20 protein-coding genes and 1 pseudogene are annotated in these 23,472 nt (G+C 62.6%); 13 read left to right on the forward strand and 8 right to left on the reverse strand.

The features are described 5' to 3' along the window. Positions 1-47: 47 nt before the first annotated feature. The 3 genes from JYG36_RS01620 (at position 48) to JYG36_RS01630 (ending at position 3,261) form a co-directional block, all read left to right on the forward strand. A complete protein-coding gene (locus JYG36_RS01620) occupies positions 48-1,958 on the forward strand; it encodes an ATP-binding cassette domain-containing protein (RefSeq protein ID WP_213602908.1) in 1,911 nt (636 codons plus the stop codon). Continuing rightward, positions 1,958-2,545, forward strand: coding sequence for a mechanosensitive ion channel family protein (locus JYG36_RS01625; RefSeq protein WP_045201021.1), 588 nt, complete (start codon positions 1,958-1,960; stop codon positions 2,543-2,545). Before JYG36_RS01620 ends, JYG36_RS01625 begins: the two co-directional genes overlap by 1 nt. Positions 2,546-2,628: 83 nt before the next feature. Beyond that, entirely contained in the window at positions 2,629-3,261 is a 633-nt protein-coding gene (locus JYG36_RS01630) for a LysE family transporter (RefSeq protein ID WP_045201023.1), read from the forward strand. Positions 3,262-3,312: 51 nt separating this feature from the next. On the opposite strand, the gene JYG36_RS01635 is transcribed toward JYG36_RS01630, so the two are convergent. From JYG36_RS01635 to JYG36_RS01650, 4 genes are read right to left on the reverse strand one after another with little or no spacing between them, the layout of a single operon-like run. Next, positions 3,313-4,053: a hypothetical protein gene (locus JYG36_RS01635; protein WP_045201024.1), complete on the reverse strand. Its 741-nt coding sequence runs from the start codon at positions 4,051-4,053 to the stop codon at positions 3,313-3,315. Between the two features lie 3 nt (positions 4,054-4,056). Further along, complete coding sequence (gene lpoB / locus JYG36_RS01640; RefSeq protein ID WP_045201026.1) at positions 4,057-4,644, reverse strand: penicillin-binding protein activator LpoB; 588 nt, start codon at positions 4,642-4,644, stop codon at positions 4,057-4,059. 24 nt (positions 4,645-4,668) lie between these two features. Further along, positions 4,669-5,040 carry a YcfL family putative periplasmic lipoprotein gene (locus tag JYG36_RS01645; RefSeq protein WP_045201027.1) on the reverse strand — a complete coding sequence of 124 codons (372 nt, stop codon included), beginning with the start codon at positions 5,038-5,040 and terminating at the stop codon, positions 4,669-4,671. Positions 5,041-5,049: 9 nt separating this feature from the next. Then, complete coding sequence (locus JYG36_RS01650; RefSeq protein ID WP_045201029.1) at positions 5,050-6,447, reverse strand: COG3014 family protein; 1,398 nt, start codon at positions 6,445-6,447, stop codon at positions 5,050-5,052. 344 nt (positions 6,448-6,791) lie between these two features. Here JYG36_RS01650 and JYG36_RS01655 point away from each other — a divergent pair, with 344 nt between their 5' ends. Further along, positions 6,792-8,690, forward strand: coding sequence for a cytochrome c/FTR1 family iron permease (locus JYG36_RS01655; RefSeq protein WP_213602910.1), 1,899 nt, complete (start codon positions 6,792-6,794; stop codon positions 8,688-8,690). A 59-nt stretch (positions 8,691-8,749) separates the two neighbouring features. Next, positions 8,750-9,217, forward strand: a complete 468-nt coding sequence (locus JYG36_RS01660) for a YaiI/YqxD family protein (RefSeq protein ID WP_093378193.1) — start codon at positions 8,750-8,752, stop codon at positions 9,215-9,217. 87 nt (positions 9,218-9,304) lie between these two features. Here JYG36_RS01660 and elbB read toward each other — a convergent pair whose 3' ends face one another. Continuing rightward, complete coding sequence (gene elbB / locus JYG36_RS01665; protein WP_045201032.1) at positions 9,305-9,973, reverse strand: isoprenoid biosynthesis glyoxalase ElbB; 669 nt, start codon at positions 9,971-9,973, stop codon at positions 9,305-9,307. A 402-nt stretch (positions 9,974-10,375) separates the two neighbouring features. Between elbB and JYG36_RS26565 the strand changes: the two are divergent. After that, positions 10,376-10,666 (forward strand): annotated as a pseudogene (locus tag JYG36_RS26565) (sterol desaturase family protein); the annotation flags it as partial. A 549-nt stretch (positions 10,667-11,215) separates the two neighbouring features. On the opposite strand, the gene JYG36_RS01675 reads toward JYG36_RS26565, so the two are convergent. After that, positions 11,216-11,860 (reverse strand): DedA family protein, encoded by a 645-nt coding sequence (locus JYG36_RS01675; RefSeq protein ID WP_176794205.1) that lies wholly within the window; start codon positions 11,858-11,860, stop codon positions 11,216-11,218. 207 nt (positions 11,861-12,067) lie between these two features. Between JYG36_RS01675 and hemB the strand changes: the two genes are divergently transcribed. Further along, positions 12,068-13,078: a porphobilinogen synthase gene (gene hemB / locus JYG36_RS01680; RefSeq protein ID WP_213602911.1), complete on the forward strand. Its 1,011-nt coding sequence runs from the start codon at positions 12,068-12,070 to the stop codon at positions 13,076-13,078. A 19-nt stretch (positions 13,079-13,097) separates the two neighbouring features. Continuing rightward, a complete protein-coding gene (gene ppk1, locus JYG36_RS01685; RefSeq protein ID WP_093378207.1) occupies positions 13,098-15,329 on the forward strand; it encodes a polyphosphate kinase 1 in 2,232 nt (743 codons plus the stop codon). Here ppk1 and ppx read toward each other — a convergent pair. Beyond that, complete coding sequence (gene ppx, locus JYG36_RS01690; RefSeq protein WP_045201201.1) at positions 15,316-16,818, reverse strand: exopolyphosphatase; 1,503 nt, start codon at positions 16,816-16,818, stop codon at positions 15,316-15,318. The genes ppk1 and ppx overlap by 14 nt on opposite strands. A 241-nt stretch (positions 16,819-17,059) precedes the next feature. Here ppx and trxA point away from each other — a divergent pair, with 241 nt between their 5' ends. From trxA to JYG36_RS01715, 5 genes are all read left to right on the forward strand, one after another. Further along, positions 17,060-17,389, forward strand: a complete 330-nt coding sequence (trxA, locus tag JYG36_RS01695) for a thioredoxin TrxA (RefSeq protein WP_010221158.1) — start codon at positions 17,060-17,062, stop codon at positions 17,387-17,389. A gap of 229 nt (positions 17,390-17,618) precedes the next feature. After that, positions 17,619-18,878, forward strand: coding sequence for a transcription termination factor Rho (gene rho / locus JYG36_RS01700; protein ID WP_028942380.1), 1,260 nt, complete (start codon positions 17,619-17,621; stop codon positions 18,876-18,878). 129 nt (positions 18,879-19,007) lie between these two features. After that, a complete protein-coding gene (gene ubiD, locus JYG36_RS01705) occupies positions 19,008-20,474 on the forward strand; it encodes a 4-hydroxy-3-polyprenylbenzoate decarboxylase (RefSeq protein ID WP_045201047.1) in 1,467 nt (488 codons plus the stop codon). Continuing rightward, complete coding sequence (locus JYG36_RS01710; protein ID WP_045201050.1) at positions 20,475-21,443, forward strand: CDP-6-deoxy-delta-3,4-glucoseen reductase; 969 nt, start codon at positions 20,475-20,477, stop codon at positions 21,441-21,443. 276 nt (positions 21,444-21,719) lie between these two features. After that, positions 21,720-22,361, forward strand: a complete 642-nt coding sequence (locus JYG36_RS01715) for a gamma-glutamylcyclotransferase (RefSeq protein WP_045201052.1) — start codon at positions 21,720-21,722, stop codon at positions 22,359-22,361. A gap of 16 nt (positions 22,362-22,377) precedes the next feature. Here JYG36_RS01715 and JYG36_RS01720 read toward each other — a convergent pair whose 3' ends face one another. Beyond that, the gene (locus JYG36_RS01720; protein ID WP_045201054.1) at positions 22,378-23,355 is read right to left on the reverse strand and encodes an NADPH:quinone oxidoreductase family protein; all 978 of its coding nucleotides are present in this window, start codon (positions 23,353-23,355) and stop codon (positions 22,378-22,380) included. Between the last annotated feature and the right edge of the window lie 117 nt (positions 23,356-23,472).

Consider the following 23,472-nt stretch of genomic DNA (forward strand, 5'->3'; position numbering starts at 1 on the left):
CCCACTCGCGCCAGTTGCCGACGAAGCTGGTAGACTCCGCGGCCATTATGATCAGACTATCGAACCTCACTTTACAGCGTGGTCCACAGCGCCTGCTAGAAGGCGCCGAGATGACCCTGCACGCCGGCCAGAAAGCCGGCCTGATCGGTGCCAACGGCGCCGGTAAATCCAGCCTGTTCGCCTTGCTGCGCGGTGAGCTGACGCCCGACTCCGGCGACTGCCAGCTGCCTGGCGACTGGCGCATCGCGCACATGCGCCAGGAGGTCGACACCCTCGAGCGCCTGGCGGTCGACTATGTGCTCGACGGCGATGCCCGCCTGCGCAAGGTCCAGGCCGACCTGGCTGCGGCCGAAGCTGCCCACGACGGCACTGCACTGGCACGCCTGCATATCGAGCTCGACAGCGCCGACGGTTATACCGCCGATGCGCGGGCGCGCAAGCTGCTGGCAGGCCTGGGGTTTACCAACGAGCAGATGGACCGTCAGGTCGGCGACTTCTCTGGTGGCTGGCGGATGCGCCTGAACCTGGCCCAGGCCCTGATGTGCCCGTCCGACCTGTTGCTGCTCGACGAACCGACCAACCACCTGGATCTGGACGCCATCCTCTGGCTCGAAGACTGGCTCAAGGGCTATCCGGGCACGCTGCTGCTGATCTCCCACGACCGTGACTTCCTCGATGCCGTGGTCGATCACGTCGCCCATGTCGAGCAGTGCAAGCTGACCCTCTACCGTGGTGGCTACACCGCGTTCGAGCGCACCCGTGCCGAACGCCTGGCGCAGCAGCAGCAAGCCTACGAGAAGCAGCAGGCGCAGCGCGCGCACATGGAAAAGTACATCGCCCGGTTCAAGGCCCAGGCCACCAAGGCCCGTCAGGCGCAGAGCCGGATCAAGGCCCTGGAGCGCATGGAGGAGCTGTCGGCGGCGCATGTCGATTCGCCGTTCGACTTCGTTTTCCGCGAGTCGGAGAAAATCTCCAGCCCGCTGCTCGACCTGTCCGAAGCCCGCCTGGGCTATGGCGACAAGACCATCCTCGAGAAGGTCAAGTTGCAGCTCACCCCGGGGGCGCGGATCGGCCTGCTCGGTCCCAACGGCGCGGGCAAGTCGACCCTGATCAAGAACCTCGCCGGCGAACTGGAGCCGCTCAGCGGGCGCCTGGTACGCGGCGAGAACCTCTCGGTTGGCTACTTCGCCCAGCACCAGCTCGACTCGCTGGACAACAAGGCCAGCCCGTTGCTGCACCTGCAGCGCCTGGCGCCGACCGAGCGCGAGCAGACCTTGCGTGACTTCCTGGGTGGATTCGATTTCCGCGGCGCGCGCATCGACGAGCCGGTGGTGAATTTCTCCGGCGGCGAAAAAGCCCGCCTGGCCCTGGCCCTGATCGCCTGGGAGCGGCCGAACCTGTTGCTGCTCGACGAACCGACCAACCACCTGGACCTGGAAATGCGCCTGGCGCTGACCATGGCCCTGCAGGAGTTCAGTGGTGCGGTGTTGGTGGTCTCTCACGACCGTCACTTGCTCAAGAGCACCACCGATGACTTCCTGCTGGTCGCCGACGGCAAGGTCGAGACCTTCGACGGTGACCTGGACGACTACACCCGCTGGCTGGTCGAGTACCGTCAACGCAATGCCCCGGTCAGCACTGCGCCGGTCAATGCCGACAAGACCGACAAAAAGGCCCAGCGCCAGGCCGCTGCCGCCCTGCGTCAGCAACTGGCACCGCACAAGCGTGAAGCCGACAAGCTCGAACGCGAGCTGGGCATCGTGCATGAGCAACTGGCCAAGGTTGATGCCAGCCTGGCTGACAGCGCCCTGTATGAAGCCGCGCGCAAGGACGAGTTGCGAGAGCTGTTGGCCCAGCAGGCCAAGCTCAAGGTTCGTGAAGGGGAGCTCGAGGAAGCCTGGATGGCCGCCCTGGAGACCCTCGAGGGCATGCAGGCGGAGCTGGAGGCGTTGTCCTGATGGAATCCTTGCAGTTGCCATTGCCGGTGGAATGGATCGCTCCGTTCTGGCTGGGTTTGCAGATCCTGCTGATACTTTCGGCGGCGTTCATCCTGCAGCGCGTGGTTGCCCGTTGCCTCAAGCGCCTGGGCGAGCGCTACCCGTTGCCACCGGAGCTGCTGATGCCGCTGCGTGGTGGCCTGCGCTGGCTGATCATGGGCAGTGCGCTGATCTTCGTGCTCGAGCGCCTGGGGGTTTCCGCCACGGTGCTGTGGACCGCACTGTCCGGGTTCGTGGCGGTTGCCGCAGTGGCGTTCTTCGCCATGTGGAGCGTGCTGTCGAACCTGCTGTGCGCGGTGCTGATCTTTACCGTCGGGCCGTTTCGCATCGGCGATGTGGTGGAACTGGTGGAAACCATCGACAAGCCGGGCGTCAAAGGCCGGGTGGTGGCCATCAACCTGTTGTTCACCACCTTGATCGAACTGCCGGAAGCGGGCGGTGCGCTGGTGCAAGTGCCCAACAGCCAGTTCTTCCAGAAATCGGTGCGGCGCTGGCGCGGTGCCGAAGTGCTGCCGCTGGTGAGCGAGAGCAAAACCCCGGGCAATTGATCGATCGCAGAAAAAAATCGTGGTGATTTTTTCGCCACGGCACTAGCTTAGAGGTTTGTAACAAGTTAGTGCCGAGGTGCGCGATGTCATTGGAAACGTGGTTGGCATTTTTTGCCGCTTGCTGGGTGATCAGTCTGTCGCCGGGTGCCGGGGCCATTGCCTCGATGTCCTGCGGCCTGCAATACGGCTTCTGGCGCGGCTACTGGAACGCGCTAGGCCTGCAGCTGGGCCTGGTGCTGCAGATTGCGATCATTGCCGCCGGCGTCGGTGCCATCCTCGCGGCATCGGCCACCGCATTCCAGGTGATCAAATGGTTCGGCGTGGCCTACCTGGTGTACCTGGCGGTCAAACAGTGGCGCGCGCTGCCGGCCGACATCAGCGACGAATCCGCCGTGCGCCCGATCGGCAAGCCGTTGAGCCTGGTGTTCCGTGGCTTTCTGGTCAACGTCAGCAACCCCAAGGCGCTGATCTTCATGCTCGCGGTGCTGCCGCAGTTCATCAATCCGCATGCGGCGCTGGTGCCGCAGTACCTGATCATTGCCGCGACCATGGTCACGGTCGATCTGATGGTCATGGCCGGTTACACCGGGCTTGCGGCCAAAGTGCTGCGCCTGTTGCGTACGCCCCGGCAGCAGCGGCGGATGAACCGCACCTTTGCCGGACTGTTCCTGGGGGCTGCGACCTTGCTGGCGACCATTCGCCGCGCGCCGGTGTAGGAAAACAAGCAGCATAAAAAAAGGCGACCCGAAGGTCGCCTTTTTACTTTCTCAACGCAGGATCTGCGCTGGCTCGTCAGGCGGCAGGTTGTTGCGCGCCGGGGTGCGTTCACGCTCCGGCATCGCGCCTACCAGCTGTTCGGCCAGTTGCTTGGCAACGTCCATGCCCAGTTCCTTGGAAACCTCACGTACCACCCGTGGGCGGTTGAGGGTGACCCGAACATCCTGGCTGTTGACCAGCTTGGTGTCCTGGCCCTCACCCATGGCGGTGAACGCCGAGGTGATCTCGTAGGTCTTGGTGTTGATCAGGCTGAAGTCGGCCACCAGGCTCAGGCCGAGGATCGCCGAATAGCTGTTGGTGTTGTCCAGGGAGGTGATATCGCGCTGGAAGTCGATATCCGACAAGGTACCGAACAGCACGTAGTCAGCACCTTTGAAGTTGCCGTTCTTGATGCGGCGGATAACGTCGTAGACGTCAGCCTTGGCATCGGCGGTGTACGGCGTACCCTGGACCAGCTGGAACATCCCGGACTTGAGAATCTCGCCCTTGATGTCGCCGCTGAACTTGCGCAGCTCGGTCTGCTCGATGTAGCTCTCGCTGCTTTCGAACTCGCTGTAGCTCGACGAACCACTGGCGTGGTACATGCTCGCCTGGCTGCTGTTCTGCGCCGAGACCATGTGGATGTACTGCTCCACACGCTCCTGGTAGGCGAGGTCGGTTACTGCGACTTTTGGGGCCGCTTGCACGCTGAACGCGCAAGCCAGGCCCAGAATGCCCATCCATGCACGCATTGCTTAGCGCTCCGTGGTCTTGCGGATTTCTTTCTCGTCCATCCACTCGGCCAGGCCGCTCTCGACATCGATCAGCTGCAGGCTGAACTTGTAGAACACGTCCTTGTAGTCGCTGCTGCGCTTGACGATCGAGCTGATCGAGCCTTCCAGGCGGTACTTGGCGGCGATCATGTTGCCGGTCTTGGCCACGGTGCCTTTCTTGTACAGGCCGCTCTGGTTCTGCAGCTTGAGCTGGTCAACCTGGCTCTGCATCTGGGTGTTGTCGCTGGCGAAGCGGGCGGTGCCGGACTTCATCAGCTGGGTTTTGATCGACGTGGTGATCTCGCGGGTATCGATGTACTCGCTGGTCTTGTTCTTCACGTCATAGACCTGCACCACCGGGCGACCCTGGAGGATGCCGGACTGGGCCAGCGAGCGGGTCATGGACTCGGCGATCATCTGCAGGTCGGTCGAACCGAACTCGTTGGTGACCAGTTCTACGGCCTTGCTGTCGCCGTAGCCGATGTTCTTGCCGCCCAGGACCGGCGACGGGGTGCTGCAGCCGCTGACCAGGGCAATGGCGATGGCGGCGAGGGAAATGCGTGCAATCATGAAAATGTGCTCCTGCAAAAATGATTACTGAGACTGAACTTCGATACGGAAGTCGGTGGCCTGGGATACCGGGGCAATCGCCGGCAACACGCTGGCCTGCTTGCCATACAGGGTGACGGTCTTCCAGCTCTCTTCATCGGCCACCGGGAAACCGTCGTTGCCCAGCCAGGCGAAGCGGTAGAACAGGGTCTTGTTGCTGCTGCTGGTGTTGTTCAGGGACACCTTGACGGTCAAGAAGCCGTTCTCGCGCGCAACGCGCATCGGGCCGGTCTCGATGTTCTTCAGGTTGCCCATTTTCACCACTTTGCTGGCAGCGCTGCCCGGCTCTGGTGGTGGCGGGGTCGCGCAACCGGCCAGCAGGGCTGTGACGAGAACGGCGAGCAATTTGATACGCATGGCGTTTCCTTAAGGTTGTTTGAGGCTGGCGACGGCCTGGCCAGTGGCTTTTGGTGCCACCTGCAGGGCAGGGCCACCGGCGAAGACCTGGTTGCCGACTACGCGCAGGGTGACCACCTGGAACGGCCGGTCAATCTTCACGCTGACCTGGCTGCCGCCCAGGCTCGAAGGCAGGCTCAACTGGTGTTCGCCCTGACGCAGGCGCACGCGGGCTACCTGGGTTTCATCCGGCAGGGTGCGCCAGGTACGGGTGTCGGCACCTTCGGTGATGGTCGAGGCGATACCCAGTGCCAGGCCAGCCAGCGGGTTGGCGTCGTTCAGTTGCTTTTGCGCCACACCACGAGAGATAGCCCGCACGCTGGTGCGCAGGATGATCCCCGGCATGTCGTCACGCAGGGCGCGGCGGGACATGGCAGTGGTGCTGTTGAGTGCGGTCAGCTTCAGCGAGTGGTCGTTGAGGTAGATTTCGCTGAAATGCGCGGTGGAAGTGTCTTCCTTGATCACCGGGAACGACAGTGGGGTGATCACCAGGTTGCCGCTGATCGGCAGCGGCAGCGGGACGCGCACCGAGTCGCGGGCCGGAGCGAGGCCGCTCTGGATCACGATCAGCACATCGCTTTCAGTGGCTTTCGCCGCTGGCTTGTCCAGGTCGAGCAGGGCTTTTTCCAGCAGCGGGGTGTTCGGGCGCAGTTCGGCAGCCTTGCGGTAGCCCGGTGCGGCCAGGCCTTTCTCACCCAGGGCTTCGTAGACATAGCCAGACAGGTAGTGGCTGAACGCACTCTGGTAGCTGTTCTTGAGGCCCACCACTTCTGGCGCGTCGAGGCTGGCGACCGGGTAACCCTGAAGGTCCTTGTACTCGGTCTTGACGCCTTCTTTCTCGGCCTCTTCTTCGCGCTTGAGGTATTCCTTGTCGCGCAGCTCGGCAATCACCGCTTCGCGCTCGTGGGTCTTCTTGATTTCGGTACGGGCGCCGTCGAAGTCGTTCTGGGCCAGCAGGTTGAGGGCCATCTGCGTGGTCAGCATGACTTTTTCGTAGTCATAGCCTTCGTAGCGGCGCACCTTGTCGTTGACCAGGTAGCTGCCGAACTGGCTCAGGTACTTGTCGGTGTCGAGCTTGACCGACTCTTCCCACTTGAACACCACGTCATCGGCACTGCGCCAGGCCAGCTGGCTGCCGGCCAGGTCGCCCTTGGAGCGCAGCAGCTCGCCTTTCTCGAAGTAGTAGAGAAGGTCTTTGTCCTCACCCTTGTTGTTTTTTTCCAGCAGCGCCAGGGCAGCGTCGACGTTGCCGCTGGTCAGGTGCTGGTTGGTTTCCTGAAGTTCGCTGTCATAGCTGCGAAAGGCCGAGCAACCAGCCAGTTGAACGGCCGCGAGCAGTGTCGCGACGGTGAGGACACGGGATGCCATCTGAATTCTTCTTCCCTGAATTGATGAAAAGCCTGGGGGCGAGAAGGCTGTCATCCCTTTGGCAATATCGCCAAATCCTCTTAAAAGAAGAGCCAAAATTCTGATCCGCTATATAGCGGCGCGGCATTATAAACGCATTTGCTGGCTAAATAATGGCGTTGTGCTTTAGGAATTTACCGTCGTGCCAGCATTCAGCTATCGGCCGACGAACGGTCGTTCTTTAATCGGGAGGTGTCGCAGGGTATTTGTCACAAAATTTTTCAAGGATTCATCTGGCAAGCCTTGAGCGAACGGCAGTGGAAGTGAACAATGCTTTACCTCGTATTTCCATTTGAGAGTCGCTCATGATTCCCCGTTCCCGCTTACTCGCCTGGCTGCTCTGGCCGGTGCTGGCGCTGAGCAGTGCCACGCTGCTGGCCGACAGCCCCGATGGCGCTGCCAAGGCCCTGCACCTGCTCGATTACATCGGTGCCGATTACCCGGCCACCGTCGAGGCGGGCAAGGTAATCGACGACGGCGAATACCGCGAACAGCTCGAATTCCTCGATGTGTTGCAGGGATTGATCGGCGCCTTGCCGGCACGCGCTGAGCGCCAGGCCCTGGAGCAGGGCGTGGTCAACTTGCGTACGGCGGTCAGCCAGCGCCAGGACGGCGCGGTGGTCGCCCGCCAGGCCCGTCAGCTTGGCGCGCAACTGGCGGTGGCCTATGAGGTCAGCCAGGCGCCGATCATTACCCCGGACCCGAGTCGCGGCGCGCCGCTGTATGCCCAGCATTGCTCGGTGTGTCATGGCGACACTGGCGCCGGCGACGGCCCCGCCGGCCTCGGCCTGACCCCGCCGCCGGCTAACCTGCGCAGCCTCGAACGGCTGGATCGCCTGAGCCTGTTCGACCTGTACAACACCCTCGGCCTGGGCATCGAAGGCACCGACATGCCGTCGTTCGCCGACCAGCTCGACGAGCGCCAACGCTGGGACCTGGCGACCTATCTCGCCAGCTTCACTGTCGACCCGGCCAAGGCCAAAGGCGATAAAACCTACAACCTGGCCGACCTGGCTCGTCAGACCCCGGCCGAAATTGAAGCCAGCGAAGGGCCAGAGGCGCTCGCCCGGTTCCGCGCCCAGCGTGCGCAACCGCCGCAGGTCCAGCGCGGCCCGGCGCAACTGCTGGACTACACCGCCAGCACCCTGGACAAGAGCCTGGCGGCCTATCAGACCGGTGATCACGAGCAGGCCTACGACCTGTCGGTAGCGGCCTACCTGGAAGGTTTCGAACTGGTCGAAAGCTCGCTCGACAACGTCGATGCCAACGTACGCAAGGACACCGAAAAATCCCTGATGGCCTACCGTCAGTCGCTGCAGGACGGCTTGCCGCTTGAGCAGGTGCAGCAACGCCTGGATGCCGCCAAGGCCAAGCTCAAGGACGCCGCCGGCCTGCTCGGTGGCGATGGCCTGAGCTGGTCGCTGAGCTACATCTCCGGCTTGCTGATCCTGCTGCGCGAAGGCCTGGAAGCGATTCTGGTGCTGGCGGCGATCCTCGCCTTCCTGCGCAATACCGGTCAGCAATCGGCGGTACGCAGTGTCAACGTCGGCTGGGGCCTGGCCTTGCTGGCCGGGCTGGGTACCTGGGCGCTGGCGGCCTATGTAATCGACGTCAGTGGCGCCCAGCGTGAACTGCTCGAAGGCTGCACGGCGCTGTTTGCCAGCGTCATGGTGCTGTGGCTGGGTGTGTGGATGCACGATCGCCGGCACGCGGCGGCCTGGCAGGATTACATCAAGAGCAGCCTGGTCAGTGGTGGCGGGCGCTTTGGTTTTGCCGTGCTGGCGTTTTTCTCGGTGTACCGTGAGCTGTTCGAGGTGATCCTGTTCTACGAAACCCTCTGGCTGCAGGCCGGCCCTGCCGGGCACAACGCGGTACTGGCCGGTGGTGCCACGGCACTGGTGCTGCTGGTGGGCCTGGCCTGGGTGATCCTGCGCGGCTCGGCCAAACTGCCGCTGGCGTTGTTCTTCAGCATCAACGCGGCGCTGCTGTGCGCCTTGTCGGTGGTGTTTGCCGGGCATGGGGTCAAGGCGCTGCAAGAGGCCGGGGTGTTCGGTACCCGGCCGGTGGCGTTCTTCGATTTCGACTGGCTGGGCATTCACGCCGACGCCTATTCACTGGCCGCGCAGCTGGTGGCCTTGTTGGCCATTGCCATCCTTTACGGGCGCAGCCGCCTGGCCGAGAAGCGCCGCCAGCCAGCGGGCTGATTTGAAGGCAAACGGGCGAGCAGGGATACTGTTCGCCCGTTTTGTTGGAAATCTGTGCCATGCGTGTGTGGATCGATGCCGACGCCTGCCCCAAGGCGGCCAAGGATCAACTGGTCAAGTTCGCCCTCAAGCGTCAGCTGGAAGTGGTGCTGGTGGCCGGCCAGAGCCAGATCAAGCCGGCTTTTGCCTGCGTCAAGCTGATCGTCGTGCCCAGCGGGCCGGATGCCGCCGACGATTACCTGGTCGAGCACGCGGTGCCCGGCGAACTGGTGATCTGCAGCGACGTGCCGCTGGCCGATCGCCTGGTCAAGAAAGGCGTTGCCTGCCTCGACCCGCGCGGTAAGGAGTTCGACGAGCGCAACATGGGTGAGCGGCTGGCGGTGCGCAACCTGTTCACCGACCTGCGCGAGCAGGGGCAGGTCGGCGGCGGCCAGGCGCCGTATGGCGATCGCGAGAAGCAGGCGTTTGCCAACGCCCTGGACCGCATTCTTACGCGGCTGAGTAGGAGCGGGCTTGCCCCGCGATGAGGTCGGTGATCTCAGCGCATCATGTGGTGCCTGGACGACGACCGCTTCGCACGCGATCGCGGGGCAAGCCCGCTCCTACAGGGGGGTTCAGTCATTCTCGTGGGTCAGTTCCAGCACCCGGTCGACCAGTTTGTAGATGCCGCCGGCGGCTTCGCTGATGCTTTTCGCCAGCATGTAGGCCGGGGTGCTGACCAGCTTGCGCTGGGTGTCTTCGACGATGTCATGGACATCGCATTCCTCATGAGTGCCGCCCATCTTGACGATGGCCGCGCTGGTGCCGGCATCGCTGCCAATGGTGCAGACCACGCCGGGGCCGTAGATTTTCGCCGCAAGGGCCGGCGAGATGCAGATCAGGCCGACCGGCTTGCCGGCTTCGGCAAAGGCTTCAGCCAGGGCCAGGACGTCCGGGTGCACGCTGCAGCCCGCGCCTTCAACGGCAAAGTTCGAAAGGTTTTTCGCCGCGCCAAAGCCGCCCGGCACGATCAGCGCGTCGAAGTCCTTGGCGTCGGCTTCGCGCAGGTCCTTGACCTCGCCGCGAGCGATGCGCGCCGATTCCACCAGCACGTTGCGGGTCTCGGGCATTTCTTCGCCGGTCAGGTGGTCGATCACGTGCATCTGCGCAATGTTCGGCGCAAAGCACTGCACCTGCGCACCGCGCTGGTCCAGGCGCAGCAGGGTGATCACGCTTTCGTGAATTTCGGCGCCGTCATACACGCCACAGCCGGAAAGAATCACCGCAACTTTTTTCTGGGTCATGCTCACTACTCCCGATTCGAGGCGCTAAATGTCCTCTAGTTTGGCAGATGTCGCCATAGGGTTTATGCCATTCCCGGCCTAATCTTGCTGGATAGGCTGGAGATGAAAAGACCCATGGACCTGATCCTCTTGGCGGTACCGTTTTTCATTGTTCTGATCGTTGCCGAGTTGCTCGCCGATCGATTGCGCGGCATGCGGACCTATCGCCTGGCAGATGCCATCAACAGCCTCAGCACCGGCGTGCTGTCGACCACTACCGGCCTGCTGACCAAGGGCGTCGGCCTGGTGACCTATGCGCTGGCCTGGGAACACCTGGCGCTGTTCAAACTGCCGGGCGAAGCCTTGTGGGTGTGGGTACTGGCGTTCGTCGTCTATGACTTTTGCTATTACTGGCTGCACCGTATGGGCCACGAGCGCAACATCCTCTGGGCCGCCCATTCGGTGCATCACCAGAGCGAGGACTACAACCTGTCGACGGCCCTGCGCCAGACCAGCAGCGGCTTCTTGCTGTCGTGGATCTTCTACCTGCCGCTGGCCGTGTTGGGGGTGCCGCCGCTGGTGTTCATCACCGTCGCGGCGCTGAACCTGCTGTACCAGTTCTGGGTGCACACCCGGCACATCCCCAAGCTGGGCTGGCTGGAATGGCTGTTCATTACCCCGTCCAATCATCGCGTCCACCATGCGCAGAACCCTCTGTACTTGGATCGCAACTACGGCGGAGTGTTCATTGTCTGGGATCGTCTGTTCGGCACGTTCCAGGAAGAGGACGACAATCAGCCGGTGATTTTCGGCGTGACCACGCCGCTGGCCAGCTGGAACCCGCTGTGGGCCAACCTGCAGTTCTATGCCCAGTTGTGGAGCGATGCGCGGCATGCCGAGCACTGGTGGGACAAGCTGCGAATCTGGTTCATGCCTACCGGCTGGCGCCCGGATGACGTGGTCAGGAGGTATCCGCAAGCCAAGCAGGACCTGAGCCGCTTCCAGAAATTCGAGGTGCCGCTGGCCTGGCCGCAACAGCTGTATGTGGCGCTGCAGTTCGCGGTGTACGTGGGCTTGGGCAGTTACTTGATGGAGCACGCCGAGCAGTTGTCGGTGGCTGCCCTGGTGCTGGGCTGCGGCTTGATGGCATTTGGCTTGTTCGTGCTTGGCACGGCCCTGGAGAACCGCCCCTGGGCCTTCAGGCTGGAACTGCTACGCCTGGGGCTGAATGTCCCGGCCATGGTCCTGGCCGGGATGACGGGCTCAGGGCCGGTCACTGCCCTGGCTTGGGTCCTGCTGCTTGGCTACAGCCTGCTCAGCCTTTTCGGCCTCTATGGCAGCCGCTTCCTTGCGCGCAATGCGCGCGGCCTTGAAGCGCCGGCGCAGCCACAGGCAGCCACCGAGCACCAGCAGGCCGCCGAGCACCCATAGCTCGTATTTCTTCACGTTGCCCAGCAGGCCTTCGAGAATGGCGCCGAAGTGATAGGCGGCGGCGCCCAGGGCCAGGGCCCAGATGGCCGCACCAATGCCGTTGAGCAGCAGGTAGCGGCGCGGCGGGTAGCCGGACAAACCGATGGCCACCGGCATCACCGTGCGCAAACCGTAGACGAAGCGAAAACTCAGGACCCAGATGTCCGGATGGCGGCGAATGTGCTCCAGCGCACGGTCGCCCATCATCTGCCAGCGCGGTTTGCGTGCCAGCAACTTGCGCCCGTGACGGCGCCCCATGAAGTACCACAGCTGGTCGCCGGCATAGCTGCCGAAGAAGGCCACCACGACCACCAGGTTGATATCCATGTATCCGCGGAACGCAAGGAAGCCTGCGAGAACCAGGATGGTCTCACCTTCGAAAAACGTGCCGAGAAAAAGGGCAAAGTAGCCGAAATCCTGCAGGAATTGTTGGAGCATTTTCTGGGTGCTGGCGAAATGAACGCGCAGCCTAACCCTTCGTGGCCTTTGGGGAAAGTGTCCAAATGTGTCTCGACGTGAACATTTCCTACAAGGACAATGACTGCGTCCTCAAGTCGCAGGGTTGCCCTTGCCTGTCATACAGGCGTCATAATGGCCGCTTATAACTGTCGCGCTCGCCCGCCTGCGCGGGCTCAGGAGTCTGCCGTGAGCTTTACCCCCGCTAACCGTTTGTTTCCTGCCACCCGTCTGCGTCGCAACCGTCGTGACGACTTCAGCCGTCGTCTGGTTCGCGAAAATGTTCTGACTGTCGATGACCTGATCCTCCCGGTGTTTGTCCTCGATGGCGAAAACCGCCGCGAAGAAGTCGCTTCGATGCCGGGCGTCGAGCGTCTGTCCATCGACCTGTTGCTGGAAGCTGCGCAAGAGTGGGTAAACCTCGGGATTCCAGCCCTGGCGCTGTTCCCGGTCACCCCGGTAGAGAAAAAATCCCTCGACGGCGCTGAAGCCTGGAACCCCGACGGCATCGCCCAGCGCGCCACCCGCGCCCTGCGTGAGCGCTTCCCGGAACTTGGGGTGATCACCGACGTTGCCCTGGACCCGTTCACCACCCACGGCCAGGACGGTATCCTCGACGAAGAAGGCTACGTTCAGAACGACATCACCGTCGACGCCCTGGTGCGCCAGGCGCTGTCCCACGCCGATGCCGGTGCCCAGGTGGTCGCGCCATCGGACATGATGGACGGGCGCATCCAGTCCATCCGTGAAGCGCTGGAGCTGGCCGGTCACGTCAACGTCCGCATCATGGCCTACTCGGCCAAGTATGCCAGTGCCTACTACGGTCCGTTCCGCGATGCGGTCGGCTCGGCGCTGAACCTGGGCAAGGCCAACAAGGCCTCCTACCAGATGGACCCGGCCAACAGTAACGAGGCCCTGCACGAAGTGGCCGCCGACCTGTCGGAAGGCGCCGATATGGTCATGGTCAAACCGGGCATGCCGTACCTGGATATCCTTCACCGGGTCAAAGACGAATTCAAAGTACCGACCTTCGTTTACCAGGTCAGCGGCGAGTACGCCATGCACATGGCGGCGATTCAGAACGGCTGGCTCAGTGAAGGGGTTATCCTTGAATCCCTCACCGCTTTCAAACGGGCGGGCGCCGATGGCATCCTCACCTATTTCGCTGTTCGCGCTGCTCAATTGATGAGAGGGCAGTAACGCCCTTCAGGAACGCTAGATGAATAACGAAGTACTTACCGACGTTGCAGTCAAAGACGCCCAGCCCGTGCCCGAGCAACTGGTCGAGACCCCGCCGGAGCCGCCTGCGGTTGCCGAGCCGGTGGTCGAAGCCCCGGCGCCGGCGCCAGTGGCTGCGCCTGCCATCGTCATTCCCGGTCTGGACGACAGCAGCCTGTACATTCACCGCGAATTGTCCCAGCTGCAGTTCAACATCCGCGTGCTTGAGCAGGCGCTGGATGAGTCCTATCCGCTGCTGGAGCGGCTGAAGTTCTTGCTGATCTTCTCCAGCAACCTGGATGAGTTCTTCGAAATTCGTGTGGCGGGCCTGAAGAAGCAGATCACCTTTGCCCGTGAACAGGCCGGCGCCGACGGCTTGCAGCCGCACCAGGCGCTGGCGCGGATCAGCGAGCTGGTGCACGGCGAGGTCGATCGCCAGTACGCGATCCTCAACGACGTGCTGCTGCCGGAGCTGGAAAAGCACCAGATCCGCTTCATTCGCCGCCGCCACTGGAACACCAAGCTCAAGACCTGGGTGCGGCGCTTCTTCCGCGACGAAATCGCGCCGATCATTACCCCGATCGGCCTCGATCCGACTCACCCGTTCCCGTTGCTGGTGAACAAGAGCCTGAACTTCATCGTCGAGCTTGAAGGCATCGACGCCTTCGGCCGCGATTCGGGCCTGGCGATCATCCCGGCGCCGCGTTTGCTGCCGCGGGTGATCAAGGTGCCGGAAGAGGTCGGTGGGCCTGGCGACAACTATGTGTTCCTGTCGTCGATGATCCACGCTCACGCCGATGACCTGTTTCAGGGCATGAAGGTCAAGGGCTGCTACCAGTTCCGCCTGACCCGCAACGCTGACCTGGCGCTGGACTCCGAAGATGTCGAAGACCTGGCCCGGGCCCTGCGCGGCGAGCTGTTCTCGCGTCGTTACGGCGATGCGGTGCGCCTGGAAGTGGCCGACACTTGCCCTAAACACCTCTCCGACTACCTGCTCAAACAGTTCAGCCTGAGCGAGAGCGAGCTGTACCAGGTCAACGGCCCGGTCAACCTGACCCGGCTGTTCAGCATCACCAGCCTGGACAGCCATCCGGAGCTGCAATACACGCCGTTTACCCCGGCAATCCCCAAGCTGTTGCAGAACAGCGAGAACATTTTCAGCGTGGTCAGCAAGCAGGACATCCTGCTGATGCACCCCTTCGAGTCGTTCACCCCGGTAGTCGACCTGCTGCGCCAGGCCGCCAAGGACCCGCATGTACTGGCTGTGCGCCAGACCCTGTACCGCAGCGGTGCCAATTCGGAGATCGTCGACGCGCTGGTCGACGCCGCGCGTAACGGCAAGGAAGTCACTGCGGTGATCGAGCTGCGTGCGCGTTTCGACGAAGAGTCCAACCTGCAGATGGCCAGCCGCCTGCAGGCCGCCGGTGCGGTGGTGATCTACGGTGTGGTGGGCTTCAAGACCCACGCCAAGATGATGCTGATCCTGCGCCGCGAAGCCGGCGAGATCGTCCGCTATGCGCACCTGGGCACCGGTAACTACCACGCCGGCAACGCCCGCCTGTACACCGACTACAGCCTGCTGACTTCCGACGACGCCCTGTGCGAAGACGTCGGCAAGCTGTTCAGCCAGCTGATCGGCATGGGCAAGACCCTGCGCATGAAGAAGCTGCTGCACGCGCCGTTCACCCTGAAAAAGGGCATGCTCGACATGATCGCGCGCGAAACCCAGTTCGCCCTCGACGGCAAGCCTGCGCACATCATCGCCAAGTTCAACTCGCTGACCGATCCGAAGATCATCCGCGCGCTGTACAAGGCCAGCCAGTCAGGGGTGCGTATCGACCTGGTGGTGCGCGGCATGTGCTGCCTGCGTCCGGGTATTGCCGGGGTGTCGCACAACATTCAGGTGCGCTCGATCATCGGCCGCTTCCTCGAGCACACGCGGGTGTTCTACTTCCTCAATGGCGGCGAAGAGCAGATGTTCCTCTCCAGCGCCGACTGGATGGAGCGCAACCTCGACAAGCGCGTCGAGACCTGCTTCCCGGTCGAGGGCAAGAAACTGATCCTGCGGGTGAAAAAGGAACTCGAAGGGTATCTGACCGACAACACCCACGCCTGGATCCTGCAACCGGATGGCCGTTACGTACGCAGCACGCCAACCGGCAACCAGAACCCGCGCAGTGCCCAGGCCGCTCTGCTCGAGCGCCTGAGCAACCCGGTGCTTATCGTACGCTGAGGACGAAGCCGACCCGGGCCAGCCATTCTGCCTCCAGGCCGAAGTCGGCCTGGGTCAGCTGGTTTTCTTCCAGCCAGCCGGCCGGGAACTCGACGTCCAGGCTGTCGCCCTTGGCGTGCAGGGTGACCGTGGGCATCTGCTGGGTGCCGCGGATGTGATGGAACAGGATCGCGAAGCGCAACAGTACGCACAGGCGAATCAGCTTGGCGGCGTCCTCGCCGAATTCGGCGAACTTATCCTTGGGAATGTTGCGGCGATGGCCGCGCACCAATAGCGCCAGCATCAGCTGGTCTTCCCGGGAAAAGCCGGCCAGGTCGGAGTGCTCGATCAGGTAGGCGCCGTGCTTGTGGTAATGGTAGTGGGCGATGTCCAGGCCCACTTCATGCACCTTGGCTGCCCAGCCCAGCAGTTCACGCCAGATGCCGTCTTCCAGGTCCCAGGCTTTGGCCACCTGGTCGAAGGCGTGCAGCGCCTTGCGCTCGACCCGTGCCGCCTGGCCCTGGTCAACGTGATAACGCTCCATCAGCGAGGTCAGGGTGCGCTCGCGCACGTCTTCGTGGTGGTGGCGGCCGAGCAGGTCGTAGAGCACGCCTTCACGCAGGGCGCCGTCGCAGTGGTCCATGCGCTGTAGCTCAAGGGCGTCGAAAATCGCTTCGAGAATCGCCAGGCCCGCCGGGAAGATCGCCCGGCGGTCGGGTTTGACCCCGTCAAAATCGATCTTGTCGGTTTCTCCCAGCTTGAACAGCTTGCGCTTGAGCCAGGCCAGGCCCTCGGCATTGACCTCGCCGCTGCCCATGCCGCCGGATTTGAGCGCCAGGCCGATGGCGCGGATGGTCCCCGAGGAGCCGATGGCTTCGTCCCAGGTCAGGCGATGCAGGGCGTTCTCGATGCTCATCAGCTCCAGGCGTGCGGCGGTGTAGGCCTGGGCATAACGCGCCGGGGTGATCTTGCCGTCGCGGAAATAACGCTGGGTATAGCTGACGCAGCCCATCTGCAGGCTTTCGCGCAGCAGCGGTTCAAAGCGCTGGCCAATGATGAATTCGGTACTGCCGCCGCCGATATCAGCGACCAGGCGCTTGCCTGGCGTGTCGGCCAGCGTGTGGGACACGCCGAGGTAGATCAGGCGCGCTTCTTCACGACCGGAGATGACTTCCACCGGGTGGCCGAGGATGGCTTCGGCGCGGCGGATGAATTCGCCGCGGTTGCGGGCTTCGCGCAGGGCGTTGGTGCCAACGATGCGCACGGCGCCATCGGGCATGCCGTTGATCAGTTGGGCAAACCGCTTGAGGCAGTCCAGGCCGCGTTGCATGGACTCTTCGCTGAGCTGGCGCTCTTCATTGATGCCGGCGGCCAGCTGAACTTTTTCGCCGAGCCGCTCAAGGATGCGGATCTCGCTATGGTGGGCCTTGGCGACCACCATGTGGAAACTGTTGGAGCCCAGGTCTATGGCAGCGATCAAGGACAGATTCTTGGCTGTGGTTTGCGGCATGGTCATGGGTTCTCGGTCGATAACCCGGCAATCCTGCCACGATCCGGCGCTGGCGCCAACGCGCAGCGTATCAAGGCTTGATATGGGGCAGGTTGTGCGGGAATTATGACTTTCCCGTGACAGCAGCGATATGCGCGGTCATGCACAACTATAGTTACACTCAATCGTTCCTGGCTTCCTGTAGGCAGCCGGTGCAGCTATGATGGGCCACGTTTTTTTGCTTACGACCTTGGAGACTTCCATGAGCAGCGATCTTATCAAACACGTCACCGACGCCACCTTCGAAGCCGAAGTCCTGAAGGCTGAAGGCCCGGTGCTGGTCGACTACTGGGCTGAATGGTGCGGCCCTTGCAAAATGATCGCTCCGGTTCTGGACGACATCGCCGCTACCTACCAGGGCAAACTGATCGTCGCCAAGCTGAACATCGACGACAACCAGGAAACCCCGGCCAAGCACGGCGTGCGTGGCATCCCGACGCTGATGCTGTTCAAGAACGGCAACGTCGAGGCCACCAAGGTCGGCGCGCTGTCGAAATCTCAGCTGGCAGCCTTCCTGGACGCCAATATCTGAGTGAAATTAGCCCCGCATTCGTCGGGGCTTTTCTTTATCTGGTGACTAGACGCCAGAAAAAGCAGGTGTTACATTCGGCCTCGCACTGTTTCTTCGGTGCCCTCTGCACGCCGTCGCCGACGCATCCCTAATTCGAATCAGTACGCGATCCTGTCGCCTTCTTTGCGGCGCGGCTTCATTAAGCCAGAAGCTTAATTCCCCCTTCTTACATGATTACGTCACTCCCCTTATGAACCTGACTGAACTCAAGCAAAAGCCGATTACCGATCTGCTCGAAATGGCCGAACAGATGGGCATAGAAAATATGGCCCGTTCGCGCAAGCAAGATGTGATTTTCTCCCTGTTGAAAAAGCATGCGAAAAGCGGCGAGGAAATCTCCGGTGACGGCGTGCTGGAGATTCTCCAGGACGGCTTCGGCTTCCTGCGCTCGGCCGATGCCTCGTACCTGGCCGGCCCGGACGACATCTACGTGTCGCCAAGCCAGATCCGTCGCTTCAACTTGCGTACCGGCGACACCATCGTCGGCAAGATCCGCCCGCCAAAAGAAGGCGAGCGTTACTTCGCCCTGCTGAAAGTCGACACCATCAACTTCGACCGGCCGGAAAACGCGAAGAACAAGATCCTGTTCGAAAACCTGACGCCGCTGTTCCCTAACGAGCGCCTGAAGATGGAAGCCGGCAACGGCTCCACCGAAGACCTCACCGGCCGGGTTATCGACCTTTGCGCCCCGATCGGCAAAGGCCAGCGCGGCCTGATCGTCGCTCCGCCAAAAGCGGGCAAGACCATCATGCTGCAGAACATCGCGGCCAACATCACCCGTAACAACCCCGAGTGCCACCTGATCGTCCTGCTGATCGACGAGCGCCCGGAAGAAGTAACCGAAATGCAGCGCACCGTGCGCGGCGAAGTGGTTGCCTCGACCTTCGACGAGCCGCCAACCCGCCACGTGCAGGTTGCCGAAATGGTTATCGAGAAGGCCAAGCGCCTGGTTGAACACAAGAAAGACGTGGTCATCCTGCTCGACTCCATCACCCGTCTGGCCCGTGCCTACAACACCGTGATCCCGAGCTCCGGCAAGGTCCTCACCGGTGGTGTCGATGCCCACGCCCTGGAGAAGCCGAAGCGTTTCTTCGGCGCCGCGCGTAACATCGAAGAGGGCGGCTCGCTGACCATCATCGCCACCGCGCTGGTTGAAACCGGCTCGAAGATGGACGAAGTGATCTACGAAGAGTTCAAGGGTACCGGCAACATGGAACTGCCCCTGGACCGCAAGATCGCCGAGAAGCGCGTCTTCCCGGCCATCAACATCAACCGTTCGGGTACCCGTCGCGAAGAGCTGCTGACCGCCGACGACGAGCTGCAGCGCATGTGGATTCTGCGCAAGCTGCTGCACCCGATGGATGAAGTGGCTGCCATCGAGTTCCTGATCGACAAACTCAAGCAGACCAAGACCAACGACGAGTTCTTCTTGTCGATGAAGCGCAAGTAAACTGTTGCGCTGGGCAAGAGCCGGGGCGACCCGGCTTTTTGCTATCTGTACTTTGGCTATTCTGAGCAGCCGAGTTCGGCGCTACACTCTGCAGCCCGACCGCTACGGCAGCCAATACGAGGCTTTTGCATGCAGTATCGCGATTTGCGCGACTTTATCCGTGGCCTGGAACAGCGCGGCGAACTCAAGCGCATCCAGGTGCCGATCTCTCCAGTCCTGGAAATGACCGAAGTCTGCGACCGCACCCTGCGCGCCAAAGGCCCGGCCCTGCTGTTCGAAAAACCTACCGGCTTCGACATCCCGGTGCTGGGCAACCTGTTCGGTACCCCGGAGCGGGTGGCCATGGGCATGGGCGCCGAGTCGGTCAGCGAGCTGCGTGAAATCGGCAAGCTGCTGGCCTTTCTCAAGGAGCCCGAGCCGCCGAAAGGCCTCAAGGACGCCTGGTCGAAGCTGCCGATCTTCAAGAAGGTCGTGTCCATGGCGCCGAAGGTGGTCAAGGACGCGGCATGCCACGAAGTGGTCATCGAAGGTGATGATGTCGACCTCGGCCTGCTGCCGGTGCAGCACTGCTGGCCGGGCGACGTTGCGCCGCTGATCACCTGGGGCCTGACAGTGACCCGCGGGCCGAACAAGGACCGCCAGAACCTCGGCATCTACCGTCAACAGGTGATTGGCCGCAACAAGGTCATCATGCGCTGGTTGAGCCATCGCGGCGGCGCCCTGGACTATCGCGAATGGTGCGAGAAGCACCCGGGTCAGCCGTTCCCGGTGGCGGTGGCCCTGGGCGCCGACCCGGCGACCATCCTTGGTGCCGTGACGCCGGTGCCCGATACCCTCTCCGAGTACGCCTTCGCCGGCCTGTTGCGCGGCAACCGTACCGAGCTGGTCAAGTGCCGTGGCAACGACCTGCAGGTGCCGGCCACCGCCGAAATCATTCTCGAAGGCGTGATCCATCCGGGTGAAATGGCCCCGGAAGGCCCGTACGGCGACCACACCGGCTACTACAACGAAGTCGACAGCTTCCCGGTGTTCACTGTCGAGCGCATCACACACCGCAGCAAGCCGATCTATCACAGCACCTACACCGGCCGTCCGCCGGATGAGCCGGCGATTCTCGGCGTGGCGCTGAACGAAGTATTCGTGCCGATCCTGCAAAAGCAGTTCCCGGAGATCACCGACTTCTACCTGCCGCCGGAAGGCTGCTCGTACCGCATGGCGGTGGTGACCATGAAAAAGCAGTACCCAGGACACGCCAAGCGCGTGATGCTGGGTGTCTGGTCGTTTTTGCGACAGTTCATGTACACCAAGTTCGTTATCGTCACGGACGACGATATCAACGCGCGTGACTGGAACGACGTGATCTGGGCGATTACCACGCGCATGGACCCCAAGCGCGACACGGTAATGATCGACAACACCCCGATTGACTACCTGGACTTCGCTTCGCCGGTGTCCGGTTTGGGGTCGAAGATGGGCCTGGATGCGACGCACAAGTGGCCGGGTGAAACCACCCGCGAGTGGGGACGGGTCATCGTCAAGGACGAAGCCGTCACCCGGCGGATCGATGAGCTGTGGAACCAGTTGGGAATAGACTAAATGCAGGTAACCTTGCAGCCGTCCGGGGCCGTGTTGGCGCTCAAGCCCGGAGAAAGGATTCTGGATGCGGCGCGACGCCTGGGCTACGACTGCCCGCAAAGCTGTCGCAATGGCAACTGCCATGTCTGCGCCGCGCTGCTGGTCGAGGGCCGGGTGCGTCAGGATGGCGTCGAGCGTGATCACGGCGAGCTGTTCACCTGCATCGCCGAGCCACTGGAGGATTGCGTCTTGTTGTGGGATGGCGTGCTGGCCCTGGGCGAGCTGCCGGTACGGACCCTGGCCTGTCAGCTCAGCGAGTGTGTCGAAGTCGGCGGCGACGTCTGGCGCGTGCGCCTGCGGGCGCCTGCCGGCAAGCCACCGCGCTACCATGCTGGCCAGTACCTGATGATCGAGCGAGACAGCGGCGACAAGGCTGCCTTCTCGCTGGCCTCGGCGCCGCACAGTGGCCGCGACCTCGAGCTGCATGTACTGGCCCGCGAGAACAGTGCCCTGGAGCTGATCGCTCAGTTGCGGCGCAACGGCATGGCGCGGCTGCAGATGCCCTTTGGTGACACCCACCTGGCCGAATTGCCGGACGGCCCGCTGGTGCTGATCGCGGCCGGCACCGGCATGGCGCAGATGCACAGCCTGATCGAACATTGCCGGGCCAGCGGCTTCAAGCACCCGGTGCACCTGTACTGGGGCGTGCGCCTGCCGGACGACTTCTACCAGATCGAGCACTGGGCCGAGTGGGAGAGTCTGCCCAACCTGTTCCTGCACAAGGTGGTCAGCGACCTGTGCGGCTGGGAAGGGCGCTGCGGCCTGTTGCACGAGGCGGTATGCGAAGACATCAGTGACCTGGCCGGCGTGCATGTGTACGCCAGCGGTTCGCCAAACATGATCTACGCCACCCTCGACGCACTGGTCGACGCCGGCATGGATGCGCATCAAATGCGCGCCGATGTATTCGCTTATGCCCCGCGCAATTGATTGACGGAATAAGGCACGCTGCAACAGCGTGCCGGTTTAAATAACTGCCGGTGCCGCCAGCGGTGATAAGCCACTAATTATTGCCGGCAACGAAAATAACTTTCGCTACACTTGAAACAGTGCACCTGTTATCGCACCGGTGCGGCCTTTATCGCCGTCTCATGGCGTCTGGGGGCTTGTATTGCGGCGCTTATCTGCCGTACGGTAACTCTGTGCACAGTGCGTTGCTTTATAGTGCAATGCGTTGGTAATTCATGGGGAAGTGTGGCGGCAGCTATGTCGGCGATCGAAACGGTATCTTTGAATGTGGCCTATCCGCCGTTGCTTGATTTCGGCGAACAGTTAACTCGCGAGCAACTTGTGCATTCAGTTCAACACACCATGTCCCGGCACCAGGGTGGCCCGGTATGGTTGTTTGCCTACGGCTCATTGATCTGGCGCCCGGAGTGCAATGCCGCCGAACGGCGACGGGCACGGGTGCACGGCTATCATCGCGGGCTGTATTTGTGGTCCCACGAGCACCGCGGCACGCCGGAATGCCCCGGGCTGGTATTCGGTCTTGATCGTGGTGGTTCATGCAGCGGTTTTGCCTACCGCCTGCCGGACGACTGCCTGGAAGATTCGTTGCTGGCCTTGTGGCAACGAGAAATGCCTTACCCTGCGTACCGCCCGCACTGGCTCAATTGCCGGCTTGAGGACGGCAGCAAGGTCCAGGCCCTGGGGTTTGTGTTGGAGCGGCATTTGCCATGCTATGCCGGCAACCTGCCGGACACCTTGCTCAGCCAGATATTTGCCAATGCCAAGGGCCGTTACGGCAGCACCCGCGATTATGTCGAGCAGACCCTCAATGCCTTGCGCAGCCATGCCATGCCCGATCGCAACCTGGAGGCGCGTTTTCGGCGCTGCCATTCCAGGTAGGAGCGGGCTCAGCTGTTCAGGCCATGGTCACCACCAGCTTGCCCACCGCCTTGCGCTGGCCCAGCATCTCGATGGCTGCACCTGCTTCAGCCAGCGGGAAGGTCTGCGATACCAGCGGCTTGAGCTTGCCTTCGGCGAACCAGGCAAACAGCTGCTGGAAGTTCGCCGCATTGTCGGCCGGCTGGCGCTGGGCAAAGGCGCCCCAGAACACCCCGAGCACCGCTGCACCTTTGAGTAGCGCCAGGTTCACTGGCAGCTCGGGGATGCGCCCGCTGGCAAAACCGACCACCAGCAGCCGGCCATTCCAGGCAATGCCGCGCACCGCCTGGTCAAACAGATCGCCGCCAACCGGGTCGTAGATCACATCGGCGCCGTTGCCGCCGGTCAGGCGCTTGATTTCGTCCTTGAGGCTGGTTTCGCTGTAGTTGATCAGCTCGTCGGCGCCTGCCGCCTTGGCTACGGCAAGTTTCTCGGCGCTGCTGGCGGCGGCAATCACCCGCGCGCCCATGGCCTTGCCGATTTCCACCGCCGCCAGGCCAACCCCGCCCGAGGCGCCCAGCACCAGCAGGGTTTCCCCGGCCTTGAGCTGGCCGCGCTGGCTGAGCGCATGCATCGAGGTGCCGTAGGTCATGCCGAAGGCCGCCGCCGTGGTGAAGTCCATCTGCGCCGGGATCGGCAATACGTTGTAGGCCGGCACCGCCACTTGTTCGGCAAAGCTGCCCCAGCCGGTCAGGGCCATGACCCGGTCGCCGATCTTCAGGTTGCCGGCTTTTTCACCCACGGCGCTGACCACGCCGGCGGCTTCGCCCCCAGGGGAGAACGGCAGCGGCGGCTGGAACTGGTACTTGCCTTCGATGATCAGGGTGTCGGGAAAGTTGACCCCGGCGGCCTGCACGTCGAGGAGGATCTCGTTCTTTTTCGGCACGGGGCTGGCGACTTCTTCCAGGACCAGGTTTTGCGCCGGGCCAAGGGCTTTGCACAACACTGCTTTCATCGGGACTATTCCTTTGCGCGTAGTGGCCGATAAGTGTAGGTGGGCGAGGTGCCGGGTCAACGAGCATGGCCCGCCCTGATAGGCCGGCATAAGCCCGGGCTTGGGTTTGACCGGTGC

Source organism: Pseudomonas sp. SORT22 (assembly GCF_018417635.1).
GTDB lineage: Bacteria > Pseudomonadota > Gammaproteobacteria > Pseudomonadales > Pseudomonadaceae > Aquipseudomonas.

Excerpts from the sequence above, each read along its gene's own strand:
- lpoB (WP_045201026.1), bottom strand. The coding sequence starts at position 4,644 with ATGATTGCACGCATTTCCCTCGCCGCCATCGCCATTGCCCTGGTCAGC.
- ppk1 (WP_093378207.1), top strand. The coding sequence starts at position 13,098 with ATGAATAACGAAGTACTTACCGACGTTGCAGTCAAAGACGCCCAGCCC.
- JYG36_RS01620 (WP_213602908.1), top strand. The coding sequence starts at position 48 with ATGATCAGACTATCGAACCTCACTTTACAGCGTGGTCCACAGCGCCTG.
- ubiD (WP_045201047.1), top strand. The coding sequence starts at position 19,008 with ATGCAGTATCGCGATTTGCGCGACTTTATCCGTGGCCTGGAACAGCGC.
- JYG36_RS01630 (WP_045201023.1), top strand. The coding sequence starts at position 2,629 with ATGTCATTGGAAACGTGGTTGGCATTTTTTGCCGCTTGCTGGGTGATC.
- trxA (WP_010221158.1), top strand. The coding sequence starts at position 17,060 with ATGAGCAGCGATCTTATCAAACACGTCACCGACGCCACCTTCGAAGCC.
- JYG36_RS01655 (WP_213602910.1), top strand. The coding sequence starts at position 6,792 with ATGATTCCCCGTTCCCGCTTACTCGCCTGGCTGCTCTGGCCGGTGCTG.
- JYG36_RS01650 (WP_045201029.1), bottom strand. The coding sequence starts at position 6,447 with ATGGCATCCCGTGTCCTCACCGTCGCGACACTGCTCGCGGCCGTTCAA.
- JYG36_RS01710 (WP_045201050.1), top strand. The coding sequence starts at position 20,475 with ATGCAGGTAACCTTGCAGCCGTCCGGGGCCGTGTTGGCGCTCAAGCCC.
- JYG36_RS01635 (WP_045201024.1), bottom strand. The coding sequence starts at position 4,053 with ATGCGTGCATGGATGGGCATTCTGGGCCTGGCTTGCGCGTTCAGCGTG.
- elbB (WP_045201032.1), bottom strand. The coding sequence starts at position 9,973 with ATGACCCAGAAAAAAGTTGCGGTGATTCTTTCCGGCTGTGGCGTGTAT.
- JYG36_RS01645 (WP_045201027.1), bottom strand. The coding sequence starts at position 5,040 with ATGCGTATCAAATTGCTCGCCGTTCTCGTCACAGCCCTGCTGGCCGGT.
- JYG36_RS01715 (WP_045201052.1), top strand. The coding sequence starts at position 21,720 with ATGTCGGCGATCGAAACGGTATCTTTGAATGTGGCCTATCCGCCGTTG.
- JYG36_RS01660 (WP_093378193.1), top strand. The coding sequence starts at position 8,750 with ATGCGTGTGTGGATCGATGCCGACGCCTGCCCCAAGGCGGCCAAGGAT.
- JYG36_RS01720 (WP_045201054.1), bottom strand. The coding sequence starts at position 23,355 with ATGAAAGCAGTGTTGTGCAAAGCCCTTGGCCCGGCGCAAAACCTGGTC.
- ppx (WP_045201201.1), bottom strand. The coding sequence starts at position 16,818 with ATGCCGCAAACCACAGCCAAGAATCTGTCCTTGATCGCTGCCATAGAC.
- JYG36_RS01675 (WP_176794205.1), bottom strand. The coding sequence starts at position 11,860 with ATGCTCCAACAATTCCTGCAGGATTTCGGCTACTTTGCCCTTTTTCTC.
- JYG36_RS01625 (WP_045201021.1), top strand. The coding sequence starts at position 1,958 with ATGGAATCCTTGCAGTTGCCATTGCCGGTGGAATGGATCGCTCCGTTC.
- rho (WP_028942380.1), top strand. The coding sequence starts at position 17,619 with ATGAACCTGACTGAACTCAAGCAAAAGCCGATTACCGATCTGCTCGAA.